Source organism: Granulicella sp. L46 (genome assembly GCF_009765785.1).
Taxonomy (GTDB): Bacteria; Acidobacteriota; Terriglobia; order Terriglobales; family Acidobacteriaceae; genus Granulicella.
The window spans coordinates 649,222-670,457 of sequence record NZ_LMUT01000025.1 but is presented as its reverse complement, the minus strand read 5'-3'; the positions used below and the strand labels follow the sequence as shown (position 1 = coordinate 670,457).

Genomic DNA, 21,236 nt, shown 5'->3' with positions numbered 1-21,236 from the left:
ATGAAGGAGATTTTATACGAGCACGGACACGTGCGCTTCGTCGTCGACGACAACCTGGTTGGAGGCCGCGATGGAGGCTGAGGGTGGGTAGTACGCGTTGGAGACATACTGGCCGAGCATACGGTGGGTGTTGAAGAAGGTTCCGTTGATGGCGATGCAATGGCGGCGAATGCGGGCCCATTGCGCCTTGTCGGCGAAGGCTGGAGCGACCGAGTACTCGAGCTTGTGATAGACGCGCTCGGCTTCGACGGCCTCGTCTTCGGAGTTCTCGATGGCCCAGCCGGTGATGTTTTCGGCGCAGCCCTCAACCCACCAGCCGTCGAGCACGCTGAGGCTGGGAACGCCGTTGAGCGCGGCCTTCATGCCGCTGGTGCCGGAGGCTTCGTAGGGGCGAAGCGGCGTGTTCAGCCAGACGTCGACACCGTTGGTGAGCTGCTCGCCTAGATCCCAATCGTAGTTTTCGAGGTAGAGGATGCGGAGCTTGCTGGACTCGAGCTTGGCTGCGGTGGTGAAGATGTCGCGGATGAGGCCCTTGCCGGCGTTGTCGGCAGGATGAGCCTTACCGGCCATGAGGATCTGGAGGCCGCCGATGCGGTTGGCGATCTCGATGAGGCGCTCGGGCGAGTGGAGGATGAGGCTGGCGCGCTTGTAGGTGGCGACGCGGCGGGCGAAGCCGAGGGTGAGGACGTGCGGGTCGAGGTCGAGGCCGGTGCGTTGCTTGACCGTTTGGAACAGGCGCAGCTTGCTGGGTAAGTGGGTGGCTTCGATGGCTTCGGGCTCGATGCCGTAGACCGATTTGAAGTACTGGTTATCGTGACGCCACTCGGGGACTTCCTTGTCGAGCAGCTTTTGGAAGGGCTGCGAGAGCCAAGTGGCCGCGTGGACGCCGTTGGTGATGGAGTGGACGGTGTATTCGGGGAACATCTGCTGTGAGACCTTGCCGTGCAGCATGGCGACGCCGTTGACGTAGCGCGAGAAGCGCAGGGCGAGGTAGGTCATGTTGAGCAGGTCGTTGTGCAGGGCACCAAAGCGCTCGATGGTGGAGGAGCGGTCGGCGCCGAGGATCTGGCGCATCTGGTCGAGGCCGAATTTGTCGTGGCCTGCGGGGACGGGAGTGTGGGTGGTGAAGATGCACTGCTGCTTGACGGCTTCGGCGTCGGCGTCGGTGGCGGTGCTGAGGGGGGAGGGAGCGACGCGGGATTCGAGAAGGGCGATGGAAAGAAGGGCGGCGTGGCCCTCGTTCATGTGACAGACTTCGGGCTGCATGCCGAGTGCGTGCAGGAGATGGATGCCGCCGAGGCCGAGGATGGCTTCCTGACAGAGACGATAGTAGGTGTCGCCGCCGTAGAGGTGGTCGGTGAGGCGGCGGTCCCAGGGGTCGTTGCCTTCGACGTCGGCGTCGAGCAGGAAGACGGGGATGATGTGGCCTGTGTGGCCGATGACGTCGAAGCGCCAGGCGCGGAGGGTGATCTCGCGATTTTGCAGGGTGATGGTGATGGTCTGGTTGGCCGAGGGGAGGGTCGTTTCGGGAGACCAGACTACGTCACTCTCGGTCTGCTGACCGTGGGAGTCGAGGTGCTGCTCGAAGTAGCCGCGGCGGTGCACGAGCGAGATGGCGACAAGAGGGACGCCGGTGTCGGCGGCAGAACGGAGGGTGTCGCCGGCCAGCATGCCGAGGCCGCCCGAGTAGGTGGGCAGGGCTTTGGCGAGGGCGATTTCCATGGAGAAGTACGCGATCTTGCGCGCGGTGATGTCGAAGGATGCTGGCGAAGGCTGGGTTTGCTGGGATTGGGAGCGATTGGTGGGAGCTGGGCTCATGATCTAGGGAGGATCCTCTTCCGGGCCCGACCTTCTGGCCGAGACGGTACAAATACAGCAAACAGGAAATTCATCGACAAAATGCGCTGTCCGATCAGTCTTTCGGATCGCATTCAGCTTGCCGACAGAATTTCCTGCCGCTGTAGTTTACCAAGGTTCAAATAGGGAAAGTGGGAAATGAACCGATTTTGGCACGGTACTCTGCGGTACTGGAGCAAACTTTGGTCTGCTCAAATATGAGCGAACGTTCATCAACGACCCGTCGAAGTGGAGGATCTAGACGCTCTTGAAGCCGAACTTCATGAGCAGGCCGATGATCAGGGCGAGGACCAGGGCAATGGTCGCGTTCGGGAAGGTGATGTTGATCCGCTTGCGGGCGGCGGCGATGAGTAGGATCACGACATAGATCAGGAGCATGAGAAGCAGGCCGTCGTAGACGAAGAGGCGGCCGGGGCCGGTGGAGATGCTCCAGGTGGGGAGGACGTTCGCGCCGGGGAGCAGCGAGCCAATGCCGAAGACGACAAGGTAGAGGATGAATTGAAACACTACCGAGAGAACACGTTTCATCGGGCTTCCCTTCCTGCTGTGTTGATGCTGCGAGATTCAGTCTAGCGTATGGGCTGGGGTCGGGCAGGGATGGAAGAAGATCTTAGGGGATGGAGGCTTCGAAGGCGGCGAAGCGGGCTTCAAGTTCGTACTGGGCGGCGGCTTTCTCGTTGGCGATGAGGAAGGCTTTGCAGGCGGGGGTGAGCTCGGCGGTGGGGGTAATGGGGGCGGCGCAGGCGGGGTTGCGGTGGGCGAAGTCGTCGGGCGAGGAGTAGAGGCTTTCTCCCTGCAGGAACGCGTGTTCGAGGGAGGTGCGGGCGGAGCGCTTGAGGTCGAGGTAGGTGAGGTTCTGTTCCTCGACGCCGCGGGCGTACTCGTGGGTGAGGTCGATGCGGGAGACACCTTCGTCGTCGGTGGAGAGCGCCCAGGGGACGTGCGCGGACATGTAGGCGGCGAGGGGATGGGCTTTCTTTTCGATGCCGAGGATCCCGGCGTTGGAGGTGAGGTTGATCTCGACCATGATGTGCTGGTCGGCCATCTGTTTGAGGAGGGCGTCGGGATGATCTTCGTAGAGGACGTCGACGCCGTGGCCAATGCGCTGGGCGTGGCCGAGATCGATGGCTTCTCGGATGTGGAAGCTGAGGCCTTCGAAGGGGACGAGACCGGGGGCGAGCTCGCCGGCGTGGAGCGAGATGCGGACGGTGGGGTAGATGCTGTGGAGGTAGTCGAGCATCTGCATCTGGAGGTGATAGTCCTGCATGGAGATGCGGCCGTCTTCGGGCATGACGAAATTGATGCCGACGACGTCAGGGTTCGTGGAAGCGACTTCGAAGCCGAGGAGGGTTTGGGCGAAGACTTGTTGGGGTGGGAAGCCGCGGAGGATCTGGTAGAGGAAGTGGATGGTGATGCCGCAGGCGGCGGACTCGTGGTCGGGAGAGTCGCAATGCTCGATGACACTGCGCGCTGCTTTCGCGTCGGCGAGCTCTTTTACGTCGGCCGCGACTTCATCGCGGAGGCCGCCGGCGAAGAGTTCGTCGCGGAGGGCAGCGAGTTGGTCGGCGGTGATGCTGGAGGTTGCGTCGGGTGGCCAGCCGAGTTGGTTGGAGAGTCCCCTGGCGTGAGCGAACGTAGGGGTCTGCATGATTTCGAGGTACTGCTCGTTCTGTGCGGCGGCGCGGGTGGCTACTTCGTCGAGCCATTCGGCGACGGCGGCTTTTTTGAGCGCGTCCCAGCGAGAGAAGGTGGAGAAGAACTGATCGTGGCCACTCCAGCCGCTGGACGGGACGTAGCTGCGCATGGAGAAGGCGTCGATGAGCTTGTCGTAGAGGGGCTGGTTGGTGAGGGTGTCGGAGGCGGGGAGGAGAGGTTTCGTGCAGGGGGGCGGGGCGAGCTTGAGGGCGTCGGGGTCGACGCAGAGGTTTTCCTTGACGGCCTCGGCGAGGAAGGTTTCGGCGTAGACGGCGCCGGAGAGATGCATGTGGAGGTCGGCGCCCTTGGGGAAGGGTTTGAGGAAGGCGTAGAGCTCGCCGGGGCCAAGGGTTTTGGCAGCATTGAGGGCGCGGGTGGCGCGGGCTTCGCCGGAGGCGGCGGCGTTGGCGGCGGATTTATTTTGGGCAACGGAGGTACAGGCCAGCGCGGTGAGGGCGAGGGTGAAAGCGATACGAGCGCGGACCATATTCCCGTGCCTTTCGAGTGCTTTGAATTGTCCAAGGATACCGCAGGGGTGGGGTTCGGGGCGAAGGAGTTTGGAGCATGAGTTTGGAGCTTGGGCAGAGGGATTGCTATACTGTGGGTCGACGTTCTCGAAGGCGCCATCGACCGATGAAGCCGTAATTCCCTCCTGACAGGCAGGCGAAGTTGAGACGCACGAGCCCGGCGGGCGATCTTGGCTGCCTGAGGGTTGCGTTCGCGCAAAAGCATGCCAAGGCCAGATAGCTCAGTGGTAGAGCGCGGCCCTGAAAAGGCCGGCGTCGGCGGTTCGATCCCGTCTCTGGCCACCACCACTCATTCCAGGACATCCCAGCAAGTCTTATAAGGAGCATAACTCCTTATTTTTCGGCGTTAGGTATCTCAGCGCGTCCCGCCGTGTTCCTTGACAGCGCAGGCAGTCTGGGGGCAACTCGCCATTCCGAAAACGTTGCCCCAGGCCCAGAAAGAGTTGCCCCCAAATGCCCTTGACTGACGTACAGATTCGCAATTTGAACGGCGGGCAAAAGTCCATGCCATTGTTGCGTCGACCCGCTGAGAGCGCCCCCGTTTCCGGGACATTGTCCCTTCACGCCGTAGCGGCACGGGGAGAGCAGTTTGTCTTCATAGAAGTCGCCTGGCGTCTCGCGGCGAAGCGATAGCAGTTTCTGCCAACATCGCTGTCGGACATCTCGATACTATGCTCGAGTTGTCGAAATGCCCTTGCGGCGGCCCGAAACGAGCAGTTGCTAATTGGAAATCTGGCCGACGAGATTTAGATCAATCGTCACGTCGTTCTCAGCCTTCCAGATCAGGAAGCTCGGGTTCTTGAGACCCCATTGCACATACGGAATGACGAAGTGCGCCTTCGCCGTGGCCTTCGTTCCTTCCATGTGGATCTCCAGTGGAATCGTTAGGTCATGTGGAGTTCCAAGCAAAGTGAACACTCCACTGACCTGGATGGTCGAGTCACCCGACGCGACAAGCGGTCCAGTGTACGCTTTGGGGGCGAAAGAGACAGTAGCTAACTGGTCCGTCTTGAGAATGTCTTTGTTCATTTTTTTGTCGCGGCTGTCGTTTCCTGTCTTGCCGCTGCCCGCTGCGACGATGATGATTCCAGAGATATGAGCACCGTTTCGGTCAAAACCGATTGATCCGGACTGCACATGGAAGACGCCGTTCACAACCTCGTGGGTCGTATTCAGTTTCATCTTAACCTCGCTCGCATCGGGGCTGACGACAAAGGTCTGGTGTTGTGCGAGCGCGACCGGAGCGAGGACGACAGCGAGGGCGAGAACTACGAAGGATTTCATGGAGTTCCCTTTAGGATTTCGACCGGAAGCGTTGCCACAAGCGCGACTCATTCAGTTTGCGAACGCCTGTGGAGCAATAGTGGCTGGCTGGGTGACACGCGTCATCCTGGCGGTCACGCGCATCGCACCGGGCCAAATTCTAAGGCAGAACGGCAGTACGGCGCGAGCGAGTGCGTTATTCAAGCCATCGGCGGCGAGCTCGGCAAGACGCATCTGGGGAAGCATGGCGGAGCGCAGCTTTGGTTGGAAGACGGGCGCCGGCTCCGAGGCAAGGTACGCAGTTGCCGCGTGATGTGCGGTATGCAGGGCTATGGATATTCCATCGCCGGTGAATGACGGGATCACGGCTGCCTGATCGCCGATGCAGTAAAGACCATCCTCGGTTGCGCGGCGGAGGTACCCGTATGGGATGTGAGTAATGGTGATCGGTTTGTCGAGCAGCGGCTCCGCACCGTCCAGGCGCATCGCGAGGTGGGGACAGTCCTGCTGCATCTTTGCAAGAAGAGCGTCCCAGCGAAGACCCGCACGTGCAAAATATTTTCGCTGCACCACACAGCAGAAATTCGTAACGCCGTCCTCCACCGGCTGGATACCGCCGTAGCCTCCGGCATAGAGTGTCAACTCGGAGGCGTCCGCGAGGGCAGCTGTCTGGGCGGCAGAGAGCCGGTAATACATCTTGAAGCCGACCCACTGGTGAGGGTCTTTTGGGCGACCGTGGCCGCGGAGATCGTGCTTGCCCGTGGCGAGGAAGGCGGTCGGAGCTTCGTAGGTAGTACCGTCGTCGAGCGTAGCCCGCCAAACGTTACCGGCGGCGCGATTGAGTGACTGCACACTGCGACCACGCTCCACGCGGACTCCCGCGGAGATGGCAGCAGCGATGAGCGCTGCATCGAGCGCCTTGCGCGTGAGGGAGGCTGCGGGAAAAGGTAGCGGAGCCTCTGCGGCTCGTCTCGACGCGGCGAGTCGAACGTAATTTATGGGCACAGCCCCAAGCGATGCCACGTCGATACCCAGCGCATGCAGGTCCTCAAGAGCTTCACCACTTAGAAACTCTCCGCAGACCTTGTGGCGCGGCGTGGGCTCGCGTTCAATCAGTGTGACGCTTCGTCCCTTTCGAGCGAGCGCGATTGAAGCGGCACAACCCGCCACTCCACCACCTAGGATAAGGACTTCGTCGTGCAATGCGTTACTCCTGTTCTTGGGATGCTCAAGCTATTGCTAGCGAGAGGGTCTGCTGCTTTCTAACCTGATAGACGTGCAAGGAAATGGTTTGAGGGTCATTCTGTACGAAACGTCATCTTGAGATCAGAAAGAGCTGGTGCCAGTCGGCGGCGGGCGATTGATTCGGCTACTGATCTCGCGCAACGGTGACGAGCCGTTTCATGTGGCAGGACAGGCTGTCACAGCGAGGGTATTTCGCATCCATCCTGAGTTGGGTGGGATTGTCAGGTGCGGCGCGTCGTTAGCTCGTGCCAGTTGAGGCCGAGGTCGACGAGAAGAATGGAAACTAGCGTGAAGGCGATGACCCCGACCGCTGACAGGACATCGCCAAGATGGCTCCAGTAGGCTGGCACAAGATTGAGTACACGACTGGAGACGAAGGTAAACGTGACCGCATAGGAACGCGCCATCCACTGTCGATGTACGGCGATCTGGCGGTTACGTGCGGCGATCACGGCTGCGGTAGTGCAGATGATCCAGGCGGTCCCTTGCATGGCGGTCCCTGGCAGGCCGGGGCGCCCGGCGGCAAGAGCGATTCCCGTAAACGCGCCAAGTATGACTGAGAGGAAGTACATGCGGCCCAGGATGCGATGAAGCTTCAGGTGGCGCTGCCGAAAACGCGACGAGAATTGTAGCGGACCGGCCAACAGAGCAAAGGTCCCGCAGAGGGTATGCGGGACGAGCAGTCCGCGGTCAGCGATAACCTGGAGGCGATAGGCATGGTACATCGGGTAGTCGGTGACAAGGAGGACCTCCGAAGTGATGAAGACAAAGAGCGTCGTGAGACCAAGCGAAACCCAGAGAATCGTCTTGAATCTGGAATTGGCGGGACTAGGCGCTGGCAGAGTGGAAGTTGCCATCATTCTCCTCGAACGCTGTTAGTCGCACACCCACGTTGCGCCGTTCGCGCCTGCTGCATTATTGGCTCCAACACAAGCATCACCGCCTGCGCGATCGAATGTTGAGTGATGTACTCGAAGGTCAAGAGGCTACGCGATCCCGAGACCATCGGCTACTTGAGGACAGGCGGCTTGTCTCGACACAACTTCCACTCTTTAAGACGAGATATCTATTAACTAGATAGCACTCACAGACGAATGATGGAATGACGATTCGTTCATGGATGGCTTCGAAGCGCTTTTGTCCGTGTGGCAACCCTGGCCGGACCCGCGCAACTCAGCGAAGATCCGCGCCTTCACTTATTGGCCAGCCCGAACACGCTGCATCATCCAATTTCCGCGGCAACCGACTGTCCGGACCGCTCCTGCGACTCCTGCACGCACGGCAGGGTAATCACCAGCCGCGCGCCGCCTTCGGCTCGGTTCGAAGCCATCACTGTTCCTCCATGCGCTCGCGCCACCGCTTCCACGAACGCCAGACCGAGCCCATGTCCGCTGGAGTTTCGTCCCTTCACACGCTGCTGAAACATGGCATCTTGTACCTCTGCGGCGAAACCCGGCCCATCATCCTCCAGAGTGACTACCGCTGCCTCGTTCTCCGCCTGCAGGCCGATCGTCACTGTGCAGGAGGCTGGCAGATGCTTGAGCTCGTTGTCGAGCAGGTTGGCGACCGCACGGTGTACCAACGCCGCGTCCGCAAACACCTTGACGGCGCCGCCGCTGCGCAACTGCATTCGCAGTCCGTGCTCAGACATGCAGGGTTCGTACAGATCCATCATCACGCGCATCACCTCATCCAGATCGATCTCTGTGCGCGTCAAGCGAAGAGCATCCGCCCTGGCCTCGGCAACGTCCAACGAGGTGTTCAAGAACTCAGTCAGCCGATCCAATTCCTCAATGGCAGACACGATCATCGGTTCCGCCTCGGGGTCTGCGCCGGCCTCAGAGAGCGACATCTCCAGCTTCCCGCGTATCGCGGTCAGGGGGCTTCTCAGGTCATGCGCAAGCGAATCGGTTATGGTGTGCAGCTGATGCACCGAGCTCTCAATCCGGTCAAGCATACGATTCAGCGTACGGGACAGTTGTCCAATCTCGTCGTTTTGCCCGGTAGTGGGAACGCGCCGGCTTAGATCGGACTCGCCGATTCTAGATGCCGCCTCTGTGATCTCTCGAACGTGACCCAACATGCGCCGTGTTGTGTAGAACACGATCCCAAATCCAAACAGAACGATCAGCAGGCCAAGCCACAGGAAACGTATTCGAAGATTACGCAGCACACGCAACTCGTCGCGCTCAGACAGGCCCAGGTAGATGAAACTTCCATCGTTGATCGGCGATGCAACCACCCGAAACGGTTTCGGAAAGCCCTTCACGTTCAAATGAAAGGGGACATCAGGCACTACCTTCTGAGCCCGAATGGCCGCGAGGTTCGCCTCGCCGTCACCCGCACCTACCCACAATTTTGGCGGCCCCGTCGGATCCGCCTGCAGAAAGAAGACCGAGTCATTTTCCTTGCCTTGATTCCGCGATCGGTTCGGAACCTCTCGACTCGCCAGCTCCGCCACCTCGCCAACGACTCGGTGGTACAAACGATCCTTCGGGGTGCGCTCGGCCACATCGCCCAGCGTCCCGACCTCGCCCGATAGCCATGCATCGCTGCGCCGCTGAATGTCATTCGCGACAAACTGGTGCAGTCCCACGAACACGAGCAAGGTCCCAAACGCAAACGCCAGCGTCGCCCACAGCGAGATCCGCCAGGCCGCGCTGTGAAGCCGTTTGTTATCGATCTTTGAGGACATACCCGACACCTCGCAGCGTCTTGATGAGCGGCTCCCGTCCCTCCACATCGACCTTACCGCGAAGCCGGTAGATATGCACGTCCACCACGTTTGTGTCCGGCTGAATCCGCATGCCCCATACTTCAGCCAGCAGCATCGATCGCGTCACCACGCGCCCAGCATGCCGGCAAAGATATTCCAGCAACACAAACTCCTGAGGGCTAAGATTCAATAGCTCTCCGCCGCGCGAGGCTCTGCGTCGCAGTAGGTCCAGCTCCAGGTCAGCCACGTGCAGCGTCATTGGACTCGAGCTCGTGGCTGCGTTTCGCTTCAGCAGATTGCGCATCCGCGCCAGCAACTCTGCTAAAGCAAATGGCTTCGTTAGGTAATCGTCGCCACCCTGCTCCAGCCCCGCCACGCGATCGTCCACAGACCGTCGCGCCGACAGGATCATCACCGGGCTGCTCACGCCTTGCCGCCGCAGTCGCAGAATCAAGTCGATGCCATCCTGGTCCGGCAGCCCGAGGTCAACAATGAGCGCGTCATAGACCTTGGCAGACGCAAACTTCTCCGCTGTCCCTCCGTCTCCCGCAACATCCACCTCATACCCTTCATCGGCAAGCGACGTCTTCAGAAAGTCTTGAATCTCGAGTTCATCTTCCACCAACAACAACCGCATGAAAAGAGCATAAGCCATTGACTGCATTGGGCAGGCGTCCATAACGCACATCGCACCAGATGAACAAATCGTCATCATGATCAGGCCACCTTCGAACCTAACAACAAAGCGAAGGACCCGCTCAATCCAGAAGTCGTGCAATCGCAAGAGAGGCTCCCTGGCGGGACCTGGCGACCCGATCCGCATCGCGGTTTACAGATATTTCGTTCAGAAGAGGTTTCCTTTGGCGATTGAGTGCGCCATTACCAGGCTCTTGTTGTAGCCAGGGTTTGACATCGTCCGAGGGCGTAAACGGCGCGTGTATAAGATGACGCCTGCCGGAACAAAGGCCCTTGAGAGTGCAACGGCAAAGGTCGATGAACTGCACCGTGAGCTTCACGAAGACCACCCAAGGACTTTGGAAGTCTGATATAGACTCTTGGATCCTGACTGGCGACGGTCTCGCAGTAGTGCTGACCTCCTGCCACCGCGGAATCACAATATTGCTCAACTTCATCGTTGAGAAAAGCCGATGTGTGCTCCTCGTAGTGGCGAGGTTTCAGCCTCAGATGAAACTCTTCCTACTTGGGTCACTCATTGCTTTTGATCTTCTACATTCAGCTGCTGTGGAGTAACCGAGTCTGTGCCTTGTGGGGTAAGGGCGGTGTTCAGGGCTGCACTGGTCTTTGCATGCAGTACTTTGAACTTGGCGAGGGACAGCAACTGCGCTTGCTTGTCACCGAGCATTCGCTGGGCTTGCGCCAGCTTGAACCATGCCACTTCATCGTCCGGACGCAGGACAGTTGCCCGCTGCAGGTGAGGAAGAGCGAGTGCAGGCTTATTCGCCTGCAGCAATACCCTGCCCAGTCCGACTTCAGCCTCTTCGAAGTTTGGATAATATTCGACTGCCGATTCATAGAGCTGTTGTGCTGCCGCTAAATCGCCCTCAGTGCGACGCAGATCGGCAAGTTCATAGGCGGCGTTAGCGTTGCCGGGGTCGACTTCGAGCTCCTTGGAGAATTCTGTTTCTGCACTCTTGAAGTCGCTCTCCTCATGAACCATTTTCCAATGAGAGAGGTACGTGCGACCCATACGGTAATGGATATTCGGATGATGAGGATCCAGTGCAAGAACATTCGCGTAAGCCTGAATTGCATCGGGGACTTGGCCTTGGCTCTCATACGCTTCGGCTCTTGCGAGCTCAGCCCACAAGGAATCTCGTGCACCGTGGAAGAGATCCTGCATGGTCAGATAGGCGGAGTTTCCGAGGATCTTGCCTACGTTGTAGAGAACCTCGGGATCGTTTTTGTACAAATCGCGCATTTCGAGAGCCGTCTCGACTGCTTTCCGATCCATCCCCAACGTTGCATACACGTGAGCGAGTTCCAAGCCTGCCTGGCGCTTGAGGGCCGGATCAGGCGACGCATGAAACGCTTTTTCTAATCCTGGAAGTGACTCTTTGTACCGGCCGCTTTCAGCGAGCGACAAAGCTAATAAGGTGTCCAATCCAGGCAGGCCCGGCTTTAGCTTGCGAGCGGCATGTATCTCTTCGATCGCGCGACCGAAGTCTCCGGACTTGTAGTAGAGAACTCCGAGCGTGGCATGTACTTCGGCAACGCCGGGGTCGATGGCCAGCAGTTGCTTGAAGTCAGTTAGTGCGTCCTGATACTGGCCTGCTGCCATTGCAGCCTGGCCGGCGTTGTAAAGACGCTCGAAGTCCGCGCCCTGTGCGGCCGCGATATGTTGACCGCCAGCGCCCACCAGTATGAGAAAGAAAATTCTACGTAGCCATTTGCTTTGCAAGGCGGGCCCATCCTGTTAATCTCTCGGGATCACTTCCGCAACGGTTGGCCTCGCTGGAGCGGGTTTTTCTATAAATCTGCGGGTGCTTCGAGAACTGCTCCAGGCGCCGTAGTCAGACTACGGCACCTGGGCTTGAGCGGATTGAACATTTTGCGAAAGGGCGTCAGAAGGTTATCTTGCCGCCGAATTGTATGACGCGTGGTGGTCGAGCCGTTGTCAGGTGCCCAAAGTTGCCGGCATTGACGTTGGTGACTTCGGCAGTTGTACCCGGCCCACTGCTGCCTTGGGTGGTCGGATCGACTCCCCATTGGGTGTGGTTGAAGGTGTTGAAGGTTTCCACCCGCAGCTGCAACTTGATGCGCGAGGTGAGGCTGAAGTATTTCACTAAGCCCATATCCCAGTTACTGATGCCGGGCTCATCCAAAATATTGCGTCCGCTATTACCGAAGGTGCCTGCAAGGGGTTGCGAGAAGACCGAGGTATTGAACCATTCCGCGGTGCTCTTGTGGAATCCAGCCTTAGGGTTGCCATCGACGTTGGCACGCTGGTTAGGAGCGCCTAAGAGGCCATACAGATCGGTAGCAAGAACCGAGAAGGGGAAGCCTTGTTGAAAGGTGCCAATACCGGTAAGCTCCCATCCGCCGATCGCGGCGTCTGTGGCACGATTCACGTTTCCACCAAACTTCTTGCCGCGACCGAACGGTAGACGGTAAGCATAGCTGGCGACGAAACGCTGGCCAACGTTGAAGTCAGACCGGGCGTAGTCGAGGTGTGGATTCGCTGAATCCATGGGACCCGCAAAGCTGTTGGTGGCTCCGATGCCGGCAGCGGCAGATTTACTATCCATACTTTTCGCCCAGGTATAGACGAGCAGTGCGACGCCGTCCTCGGACCGATGTTCGAGTTTTACGTTGCCTGAGTTGTAGTTGGAGTAACCGATCCATTTGCTATCGAGAAATCCATTGCTGCTGGTGAAGTTCGGCAACGGGAGACGCATCGTGTAAGGGCAATCATGAGTTGTATCGGCGGGATTGGCATTGCAAGGTAATACATCCTGGGAAGGCAGCGCGCCCGGCTGGTCAACGTTGAATCGTTCGAGCAAGTGCGTTCCTTTATTGCCGATGTAATTGATCTCCAGTGTGGTGTTCCTGGCAAGTTGGCGCTGAACCGAAAGGGTCCACTGCTGCATATAAGGGTTCTGCGGATATTCAGAAAGGATGACCGCCGTGAATGCGCTACCATTTGCCGCGGCCGACACCGGTGCGACGGCGGTCAGCGGGGTAAACAGCTGGTTGGTCGATTTCAGCGGATTGTCTGCGTAAGAAGTGAGGCTTGTGCGAATGAGGAATGGATATTGATCGCCGGAGTTGTCCATCTCGCGAGTCTCAGACGAGTCGAAGAAGATACCGTAGCCCCCACGCACGACCGTCTTTGGGTCGATGCTGTAGGCGAAGCCAAAGCGTGGAGCAAATGGGAGCTTCGATGCCGCCCTGGGTGTCTTGCCGCAGTAGCGGTAGAAGTCGTTCCCTGCGGGAGCGATGCCGTCAGTCAACAATTCCGGGTCCGCAAAGCAAAGTCCTCCTTTGACATTTTGAGGATCAAGCCAGAAGAGTTGGTTGCTGCCGACATTCGGGGCTGCCTGGTCATTCGCATAAGGGATGCTACGGAAGTCCCAACGAAGGCCCAGATTCAGGGTGAGTTTGGCAGTTACCTTCCAGTCATCCTCGAAATAGGGAGCGAAATATTTGAAGACATATTGATTCAAGTGCCCGGGCGCTGCGCCGGTTGCGGAGAACGGACCTGGCTGAAAGGTTGCGGCGCCGTTGTAGTAACCGAGCAGGTAATCCGCGTAGAAGTTGCCCGTTCCACAGGTCACATTTCCGACGGGACAGCCATTGGTGCCGCCTGTTCCGTTAAGGGTAACGAGATTGCTGGTATAGGTGTATGAGCCTAAGAAGTTCGTGGCGAGATTGCGCTTTTGCACCCAGGAGCGGTAGTCCACGCCGAAGCTGAAGGCGTGAGCGCCATGCTGCTTCGACACCGAGTCTGCGAACTCCCATACGGGAATGTCGCTGGTGGTCGGGTTATTGCCGGGACTGCCGCCGTTAATATAGCTGGTTGAGCCAAACGTGAGATTCGGGTATCCGGCGGCGTATGAGGGCAGGTTTGTAAAGACTCCCGTCAAGCCGAGGGCGGTGATATCCGCTTGGCTGGCGGCGCTATCTCCCTGGATAGAAATAGCCTCGAGTTTGCCGAAGCGGAAGTCATTGATAAATCCTTTTGGAAGTGCGAGTGTGTAGCCGCCCGTCCAACTGGTCGAATTCTCGGTGAAAATATTTGCACCGGCATTCAGGTTGAGTGAGTCGGTGGCGTAATTTTGATTGTCGTAATCTGCCTTGGTGTACCGAAAGAAGATCTGTCCGAAACGCTTGAAGTCCTGATCACCGCGGTAGGTTTGCTGATCGGTCACGGTGCTGGCATTTGCGGTAGCAAACCAGTTGTACGGGCCCGTTCCATTTGGATCGGTCGTGCCGGTGGACAGCGTTTTGGAGGTCACATTCGCCAACCTGGAAAATCGATCGCTGGGAATCATGTTGCCGGGAAATGGCAGACCGGTGAGCGGATCAATGGGCAAGCAGTTGTTGCCGGCAAGCAATTGTGTTGTGCAGGCTGATGTTCCGTAGGCGGGAAGCGTGGCAGTTTCGGCCGAAAAATCGCCGCCCAGTTCGGCCGTCGTCGGGGCATAGCCCGATAGGTGTCCGCCTTGAATAATCCTCCAGCCTTCGTAGTTGGCCAACCAGAAAGTCCGATTTCTTCCGTCGTAGAGCTTGGGAATCACGACGGGACCGCTCAAGACAAATCCGAACTGATTTTGCCGCAACTCCGGATTTTCAGTGCTGTTATTGGTGATGGTCTGGTGTGGTATCGCGTCAAAAGCATTGTTACGGACGAACTCGAAGATGGACCCGTGGAGCTGATTGGTTCCGCTCTTACTGATGATGTTTACCTGGTTGGCGCTGAAGCCGTATTGCGCAGAATAGGTCGCACTCTGCACCTTGAACTCTTGGATGGCATCCTGCGAGAGGATCACAGCGGGGGTATTGAGAGCAGTATCGGTATTGGTCAGGCCGTCCAGAGTGTAGTTGTTGGATTCCGGCCGCGCACCATTGATGCTGATAGCGTTGGCTTCATTTTGCCGCATCTGGCCTTGTTCGCCGACCGTCTGGACGGCACCCGCGCCAATGAAGAGAAGGTCGGTGAAATTTCGGCCATTGAGTGGAAGCTGGGAGATCTGCCGCTGCGTGACAATTTGGGAGACTGCGGACGAATCGGTATCCAATGCAACAGCACTGGCGCTTACCTGAACTGTTTCACTCGCGGCTCCGAGCTTTAGCTGGAAGTCGATTCGTTCTTCCTGTGCAACGACGAGTGTAATGCCGCTCACGACGGTCTTAGAAAACCCCTTCGTCTGGACGGATACCTGATAGCTTCCGGGCGTCAGGTTGGACGCAGTGTAATCGCCCGTTCCGCTGGTGGTCACCTTGATGGTGACGCCTGTAGCAAGGTTGGTCACCTCAACTGGTGCTCCAGGAATGATGGCTCCTGTGCTGTCGCTGACCCTTCCGAGGATCGTACCGGTCGTTCCTGCCTGCGCCCAAACCAATTGAGGGACTGTCAGCAGAAAGACCAACATCAATTGCAGCCTCAAACTTCTCACCATATTGCCTCCAGTAATGTCGTGCTGCAATTACAACTTCCTTCAACGACCGTGATTCCGAACTTCTGGATCATGGTTCAGTTGGGCACCGCCGGCGTTCGAGCGCCTTCTGCCAGTGTTGTGTTGAGGTCCTTTTGAAATCCTTAGTTTCAAGGGAAAAACTTGTTCTGCTTTGAAGACAGGGGAAAACCTATACCTCGAATCTGACGATTGTCAAGTAACTTCGGAGGAGGCACCTTATTCACTCCCGATGCAACTAAGCGCAATCTATTCCGTTACTTGGCCCGGGGTGTCGAGTGGATGATCCTCAGCGGCCAGAAATTGTTTCTGCGCGGCCTCCTCGCGTTCGGCAAGAACCCTATTCCTGGCGCAATCTTCGCTATCACGGTGCGAGCAGCTTCGACCTCCGCGCTCATGAAACATCGACTTCCACGAGTCCAATCGGCGGGGTCATTCTCTGCATGAGCGTTTCGCGCTGAAGAACCCAAGTCTGATAACAAGACTTGGCCATCGGCCCAAGGGCAGGATCCAGCAGGTTCCCGGAAGCGCGACTTTAGTGGCACCCCTGGAGTACCGCGGCGGGAATTCCCGGGGCATCGGTGCAGGACCCGGCGAGCGCGCCAGAGCTGGATGCGGGTAGTGAAAAGTAAATAATTAATGCGCGGCGTGTCGGACGGGATTTAGGTCAAGGGTCGGTTAGGGAATGGAACGTTGCGTGAGCGCAGCGACAAACAGGCTGGACCAGTGCGATATGTCTTTTGCAGACGGGCCGGTAACTCTGTTCCCTGCAGACTCTAAGGCGGCCAACTGGACGGCGAAGTTTCCTATGGTCGAGCTCTCGGGTGATCCGCGATGGAGTTCGAGGCCTGTAGCTTCCTGGGTAAGACGATTGAGAAAGTCGTTCTTGCTTGCGCCACCAACTACGAAGAGACGCTTCAGCCTTTTGCCGCTGTGCAGCGCGACGCGATCGAGGACCTTTGCGTATTGCGCTGCGAGACTGTGAAAGATCAGACTCGCAAAGACGGGAGCGTTTTCGGGGCTGTCGTCCAAAGCAGTAAGGCCTTGGCGCACTCGCTGCGCGTTGATGCGTTGCGGCATGTTTCCGGCCAGTAGAAGATCGGGATCGTCGACATCGAGAAGATCTCGCGGTGAAGGGATTTTTTCTGCCGCGGCAACGAGGTCGGGGATCGTCCAGGCGTGGCCTATCGATGCCCACGCGTCCATGCACTGCCGGAGTAGCCACATGCCGTTCACGTTCTTGTGAAAGCAGATCTGGCCTCCGACAGCCCCGAGATTTGTGAAGTTCTCGGCTGCAGCTTCGACTCCATTTTGTGGCTGATCGAGCAAGGTTCCGACAAGCGACCACGTGCCCGAACTGATGTACGCCCAATCGTCGCCCGACGCTGGAATGCCTGCGATTGCGGATGCGGTGTCGTGGCAGGCGGGGGCGATGAGCAGCGTGTTGCGGAAAGCTGGGAGTTCGGCGAGGGGGCCGCGGAGTTTGCCGATTTGCGTACCGGGAGGAACGAGATTGGGAGCAGACGCGACGTTCAAGTGGGCGGACTGAAAGATCTCCTCGGACCATTGGCGCGTTACGAGATCGATGAGGTGGGTGTGGGTGGCGTTGGTGTATTCGGCGACAGGGGCGGCTCCCCAACGCGAGAGGATGTATTCGGGGAGATTGAGCCAGGGGGTGTCGGGAAGCCCGGATAAGACGTCGGCATAGAGCTGGTAGAGCGTGTTGATACGTAACACCTGAATGCCGGTCAACTCGCGGAGTTTTGAGGGGCTGATCTTCTGGTGCAGGGCTTGCTTGGAGCGGATGGTGCGTTCGTCGCGGTAGCAGATGGGGTCGGCGAGGGGATGATTGTTGGGATCGACGCGAACATAGTCCACGGCCCATCCATCGACAGCGATCGATCGGACCCCTTCGGTGGCGATGGCGGCGCACTTCCGAAGGCCTTCATCGAGCCCCGCCTCGATCATCGCGAGATCCCAGCGCAAGGCACCGTCGATCTCGCGGGGGGCATTCGCAAATCGATGGACCAACGTGATGGCAGGCTGGCCACCGAGCCAGCGAAGCAATGAGACGCGACAACTCTCTGCGCCCAGGTCCACGGCAATCGACGCTCGCTTGTCGTGCGAAGGCAATGGGATCCGGGGAGGTTCGCTCATCGCAGATAGGCCTCGGTCAAGCCGCCGTCGACTGGAATGAGGTGGCCTGTGGTGCAACGCGCGAGCGGGCCGGCGAGAAAGAGAATGGCTTGCGCACAATCTTTGGGATCGATGGGCTGATGAGTTAATGTTCGCGTCGCGTAGAACTGCGCGAGCTCATTGCGGAGACCGTCGTCGGTGGCGTTTTCGTCGAAGGGGAGGTTGTATTTTTTCAGCGAGGCGATGACGCGATCGCGGGGAAACATCGTTGAGCCTTTGACAACGGTGGCGGGCGAGATGCCGTTGACGCGGACCCTGGGCGAGAGGCCAACGGCTAGCTCGCGGACGAGGTGGCTGAGGGCCGCTTTGCTGACGTCGTAGGCTTCGCTGCCGCGCTTGGAGACGACGGCGTTTGCGGAGCTGGTGAGGACGACGCTGGCGTCGATTCCCTGCTCGGCAAAGATTTTTGCGGTCTCGTCGGTGAGCAGGTAGTTGGCGGTAACGTTGACTTCGAGGGTGAGAGCCCACTGCGCGTCGCTTATGATTCCGTCGGGCGAGGAGGGAAAGAGCGCGGCCGTATTGATCAGGATGTCAACGCCGCCAAACTGGCGGATGGTGGCATCGAGGGCCGACTTGATGGCTGTGCGATCGCGGATGTCGATGCTGGTCCAGGTGACGGACTCTTTGCCGTAAAGGGCGGCTGCCTCGTTGGCAACGGCCTCGGCACCCTTTACGTCGCGGTCTGCAACGACGACGTGGGCGCCTCGTTCGGCGGCAAGGAGGACGACCTCGCGACCGATGCCGCTGCCTCCTCCGACGATCAAAGCGACTCTGCGGCTGAGCTCTTTTTCTGGAGGCTGGCGCCGGATCTTGGCCTCTTCGAGCTTCCAGTACTCGATGCGGAAAGCTTCGCTCGGGGGCAGCGCGACGTAGTTCGAATACATTGTGAACTGGTCAGAGGACGCGGCTGGACCAGCCTGCGGAATTTCATTGCATACTTCGTTTGCACCGAGAGCACCTGCGCCCTGCATCACGCCGATGGCGTTGGTGTAGAACTCTCCGGTGACGCGTGACTCGGTTTTATTTTTGCCGAAGCTGAACATGCCGATGCCGGGGACGAGGACTACGGTCGGGCTGGCATCGCGCAGTGCGGGCGAATCCTTGAGTGCATGTTTTTTGTAGTAGTCGGCATATTCGGCACGGTAAGTTTCGATCGCGGTCGCGATCAACTCCTTTAGTTGAGCGGGGTCTGCGGATGGATTCCACTTGATAAACATGGGCCGAATCTTGGTGCGGATGAAGTGGTCGGGGCAGCTGGTGCCGAGGTGCGCAAGCTTCTCGGCCTGCGCAGAGTTTACGAACTGGAGGACCTGTGGGAGGTCTGAAAAGCTTCCAATCCAGCGCTGCTTTCGAGAGACGACTCCGCGCAGAAAGGGCATGATCGACAACGCAATCGCTTCACGATCGGGGCGACTCTCAACAACGCCTCCACCAAAGTGTTTGTGGGCCGGGGCAGAGCCGTGGCGCTCGATGAACTGCCCAAGCTGATCGATGATCGTGATGGTGTTGAGGTAGCTTTGGCGCTGAGTGTCTCCCCAAGTGAAGAGGCCGTGTCCGCCGAGGACGACTCCGTCGCAGCCGGGGGTGTCCGCGACGATTTTCTTCAACATCATGCCGAGTTCGAACCCGGGGCGCTGCCAGGGGAGCCACGCGAGATGGTGGCCAAATTCCTGATTGAACTGCTCCATTTTGATTTTTCCGTTGGCGGAGGCTGCGAGAGCGATGCCCCAGTCGGGATGCAGATGGTCTACGTGCGGGAACGGAAGGAAGCCGTGGAGTGGGGTGTCGATGGAGGCGGCGACGGGGTTGTGTCCGAAGGTGCATAGCGGATACATGTCCACCATTTCGTCTTCAAGATCGACGCCGCGATAGGCCTGCTCGAGCGCGAGGAGCTTTTCCATATAGAGCGTCGCGAAGCCTGAGCGCTTGATGCTGCCAAGGTCGCCGCCGCTTCCCTTGACCCAAAGAACCTGCTTGCTCCTGCCGTCGAGGGGATCGATCTGCTCAAGCTTTGAGCTGGTATTGCCACCACCGAAGTTTGTAATGCGGAGGTCGGAGCCCAGGAGGTTTGAACGATAGCGTAGCAATTCGGGGCCGTCCAACTTCGCGGCAACCGCCTCGTCCCAACGATCCTCAAGAAAGTGCAAACCGCTCTTTGTAGCCATACGTAACCCGTCCTATCTCCGTGCGCGCTCCTATCATTCCACAATGTTCACCAATACAGCAATTATTTCGAATGAGAAAACGACTACTTCCGGAGCCGCGCTTGCCTGTCACTGAATCGTACTTTGGCGCAGGGATAACTTCACTCCGGTGGCGACGAGCGATGGGAAGGTCGCGTCGCGGGGAAGTGCCGACGCCAGGGAGCGCCGATGTCCGGGGTGCGGTTGTTGCCTGGCGAATGCGCTATGCAGTTCTCGATGCTTACTATTGGAGTGATTCGCGCGTAACCAGCTTATGTTCCACATAGTTGTAGGGTGGCACGGTTTGTCCCCGCAACAGGAGCAGCCCGAGATGAATCAGGCTCGGACCGTAAGAACTGGTCTCGTGAGAAACGGAGGCAATGAGCGACGATCGAGGCTTGCGCATCTCCTCAATGGCTTCAGCGATGCAGTCCTGGCCGACGATCGCGACATGTCTGGCACGCTTCAATTCATTGACGGCATCGACCGCGCCGAGGGCGCTGGAATCCGTAGCCGTGGCGATGAGGATGTGCTTGTCCTTTGCGTGGCGGATGAGGAAATCCGAGATCAGCTTCTTACTGCGATCGCGCATTCCTCGACCGTCCATGCGGACAAAAGACTCGACGGGCAGATCGGGAATGCCGCTGCGGATGCCAGCGAAGGCGCCGGTGATTCTGCTTTGCACAAGTTGTCCGGCCTCCTGTAGATCCAGCCCAAGCACCCAATCGACCTTGCCGCCCCAATTTTGCGTTGCGTACGCGGCAAGGGTCTCGCCGGCCTCGACTCCTACGCGGTAGTTATCCACCCCGAAGTACGTGGCATGCGGATGTGGAATGTCGACGGCGATGAGCGGGATGTTGGCTCCTGCAATCTTGTCCGCGATCATGGGAGCTATATGCTCGTCCACCTGAAATTCGATGATTACGTCTACCTTGCTGCGAACGAGCTCCTCAGCGTTCTGGAGAGCTGTCGCTGCATCGTATTTGTTGTCGAGGACGAGGAGATCGACACCGACCGAGAGGGCCGCGTCCTTGAGGCTCTCGGTAACCTCGTTGGAGAAGGGCATGTCCGCACTTTGGCCGGCAAAGCCGAAGCGCATTTTTTTGGTTCGGGTTACCTGGCGATACGTTCCATCCGAGGATTGTGAGAGATAGCCTCGGTGCACAAAGGTCTTCAGCACTCGATAGACCGTTGTCTTGGAGATCCGAGTCGTCCGATGGATTGCTTCAAGCGTCATCGGTTGGTTCTCGGTTTGCAAAAGCTCGAGGATATCGAGTGCCTTGGACAGCACAGGAATCAGGTAGAGACGCTTCGATGTTTTGCGTACTGGCATAGTCTCCCGCGGAGGAACAGGCACTCAACGATCCCATTATCCTATAAAGAAGCTGTGTTTCCTTAA

13 protein-coding genes and 1 tRNA gene are annotated in these 21,236 nt (G+C 58.5%); 1 reads left to right on the top strand and 13 read right to left on the bottom strand.

Going from position 1 to position 21,236, the window contains the following annotated elements:
* Positions 1-12: 12 nt before the first annotated feature.
* From glgP to GSQ80_RS22675, 3 genes are all read right to left on the bottom strand, one after another.
* Positions 13-1,818: an alpha-glucan family phosphorylase gene (gene glgP, locus GSQ80_RS22685; RefSeq protein ID WP_158789884.1), complete on the bottom strand. Its 1,806-nt coding sequence runs from the start codon at positions 1,816-1,818 to the stop codon at positions 13-15.
* Positions 1,819-2,094: 276 nt separating this feature from the next.
* On the bottom strand, positions 2,095-2,385 hold the full coding sequence (locus tag GSQ80_RS22680; protein ID WP_158789883.1) for a hypothetical protein: 291 nt from the start codon (positions 2,383-2,385) through the stop codon (positions 2,095-2,097).
* Positions 2,386-2,467: 82 nt separating this feature from the next.
* A complete protein-coding gene (locus tag GSQ80_RS22675) occupies positions 2,468-4,039 on the bottom strand; it encodes an adenosine deaminase (protein ID WP_158789882.1) in 1,572 nt (523 codons plus the stop codon).
* Positions 4,040-4,289: 250 nt separating this feature from the next.
* Between GSQ80_RS22675 and GSQ80_RS22670 the strand changes: the two genes are divergently transcribed.
* A tRNA-Phe gene (locus GSQ80_RS22670) sits at positions 4,290-4,364 on the top strand.
* A 435-nt stretch (positions 4,365-4,799) separates the two neighbouring features.
* Here GSQ80_RS22670 and GSQ80_RS22665 read toward each other — a convergent pair.
* The 10 genes from GSQ80_RS22665 to GSQ80_RS22620 all read right to left on the bottom strand — a co-directional run bounded on the left by GSQ80_RS22665 (position 4,800) and on the right by GSQ80_RS22620 (position 21,170).
* A complete protein-coding gene (locus GSQ80_RS22665) occupies positions 4,800-5,363 on the bottom strand; it encodes a YceI family protein (RefSeq protein ID WP_158789881.1) in 564 nt (187 codons plus the stop codon).
* A gap of 51 nt (positions 5,364-5,414) precedes the next feature.
* Entirely contained in the window at positions 5,415-6,545 is a 1,131-nt protein-coding gene (locus tag GSQ80_RS22660; protein WP_158789880.1) for an NAD(P)/FAD-dependent oxidoreductase, read from the bottom strand.
* Positions 6,546-6,808: 263 nt separating this feature from the next.
* The gene (locus GSQ80_RS22655) at positions 6,809-7,444 is read right to left on the bottom strand and encodes a DUF2306 domain-containing protein (RefSeq protein WP_158789879.1); all 636 of its coding nucleotides are present in this window, start codon (positions 7,442-7,444) and stop codon (positions 6,809-6,811) included.
* Positions 7,445-7,809: 365 nt separating this feature from the next.
* Positions 7,810-9,282: an ATP-binding protein gene (locus GSQ80_RS22650; protein ID WP_158789878.1), complete on the bottom strand. Its 1,473-nt coding sequence runs from the start codon at positions 9,280-9,282 to the stop codon at positions 7,810-7,812.
* Entirely contained in the window at positions 9,263-9,958 is a 696-nt protein-coding gene (locus GSQ80_RS22645; RefSeq protein WP_254059876.1) for a response regulator transcription factor, read from the bottom strand. The genes GSQ80_RS22650 and GSQ80_RS22645 overlap by 20 nt, the downstream gene beginning before the upstream one ends.
* A gap of 555 nt (positions 9,959-10,513) precedes the next feature.
* On the bottom strand, positions 10,514-11,722 hold the full coding sequence (locus GSQ80_RS22640; protein ID WP_158789877.1) for a lipopolysaccharide assembly protein LapB: 1,209 nt from the start codon (positions 11,720-11,722) through the stop codon (positions 10,514-10,516).
* Between the two features lie 163 nt (positions 11,723-11,885).
* On the bottom strand, positions 11,886-15,443 hold the full coding sequence (locus tag GSQ80_RS22635) for a TonB-dependent receptor (protein ID WP_158789876.1): 3,558 nt from the start codon (positions 15,441-15,443) through the stop codon (positions 11,886-11,888).
* Positions 15,444-16,136: 693 nt separating this feature from the next.
* Entirely contained in the window at positions 16,137-17,615 is a 1,479-nt protein-coding gene (locus tag GSQ80_RS22630; RefSeq protein WP_158789875.1) for a rhamnulokinase family protein, read from the bottom strand.
* Positions 17,612-19,819 (bottom strand): bifunctional rhamnulose-1-phosphate aldolase/short-chain dehydrogenase, encoded by a 2,208-nt coding sequence (locus tag GSQ80_RS22625; RefSeq protein ID WP_158789874.1) that lies wholly within the window; start codon positions 19,817-19,819, stop codon positions 17,612-17,614. The genes GSQ80_RS22630 and GSQ80_RS22625 overlap by 4 nt, the downstream gene beginning before the upstream one ends.
* 262 nt (positions 19,820-20,081) lie before the next feature.
* Positions 20,082-21,170: a substrate-binding domain-containing protein gene (locus tag GSQ80_RS22620; protein WP_158789873.1), complete on the bottom strand. Its 1,089-nt coding sequence runs from the start codon at positions 21,168-21,170 to the stop codon at positions 20,082-20,084.
* Positions 21,171-21,236 lie beyond the last annotated feature (66 nt).

Coding starts and splice junctions, on each gene's coding strand:
- GSQ80_RS22630 (WP_158789875.1), bottom strand. CDS start 17,615: ATGAGCGAACCTCCCCGGATCCCATTGCCTTCGCACGACAAGCGAGCG.
- glgP (WP_158789884.1), bottom strand. CDS start 1,818: ATGAGCCCAGCTCCCACCAATCGCTCCCAATCCCAGCAAACCCAGCCT.
- GSQ80_RS22675 (WP_158789882.1), bottom strand. CDS start 4,039: ATGGTCCGCGCTCGTATCGCTTTCACCCTCGCCCTCACCGCGCTGGCC.
- GSQ80_RS22650 (WP_158789878.1), bottom strand. CDS start 9,282: ATGTCCTCAAAGATCGATAACAAACGGCTTCACAGCGCGGCCTGGCGG.
- GSQ80_RS22625 (WP_158789874.1), bottom strand. CDS start 19,819: ATGGCTACAAAGAGCGGTTTGCACTTTCTTGAGGATCGTTGGGACGAG.
- GSQ80_RS22655 (WP_158789879.1), bottom strand. CDS start 7,444: ATGGCAACTTCCACTCTGCCAGCGCCTAGTCCCGCCAATTCCAGATTC.
- GSQ80_RS22645 (WP_254059876.1), bottom strand. CDS start 9,958: ATGGCTTATGCTCTTTTCATGCGGTTGTTGTTGGTGGAAGATGAACTC.
- GSQ80_RS22665 (WP_158789881.1), bottom strand. CDS start 5,363: ATGAAATCCTTCGTAGTTCTCGCCCTCGCTGTCGTCCTCGCTCCGGTC.
- GSQ80_RS22620 (WP_158789873.1), bottom strand. CDS start 21,170: ATGCCAGTACGCAAAACATCGAAGCGTCTCTACCTGATTCCTGTGCTG.
- GSQ80_RS22635 (WP_158789876.1), bottom strand. CDS start 15,443: ATGGTGAGAAGTTTGAGGCTGCAATTGATGTTGGTCTTTCTGCTGACA.
- GSQ80_RS22680 (WP_158789883.1), bottom strand. CDS start 2,385: ATGAAACGTGTTCTCTCGGTAGTGTTTCAATTCATCCTCTACCTTGTC.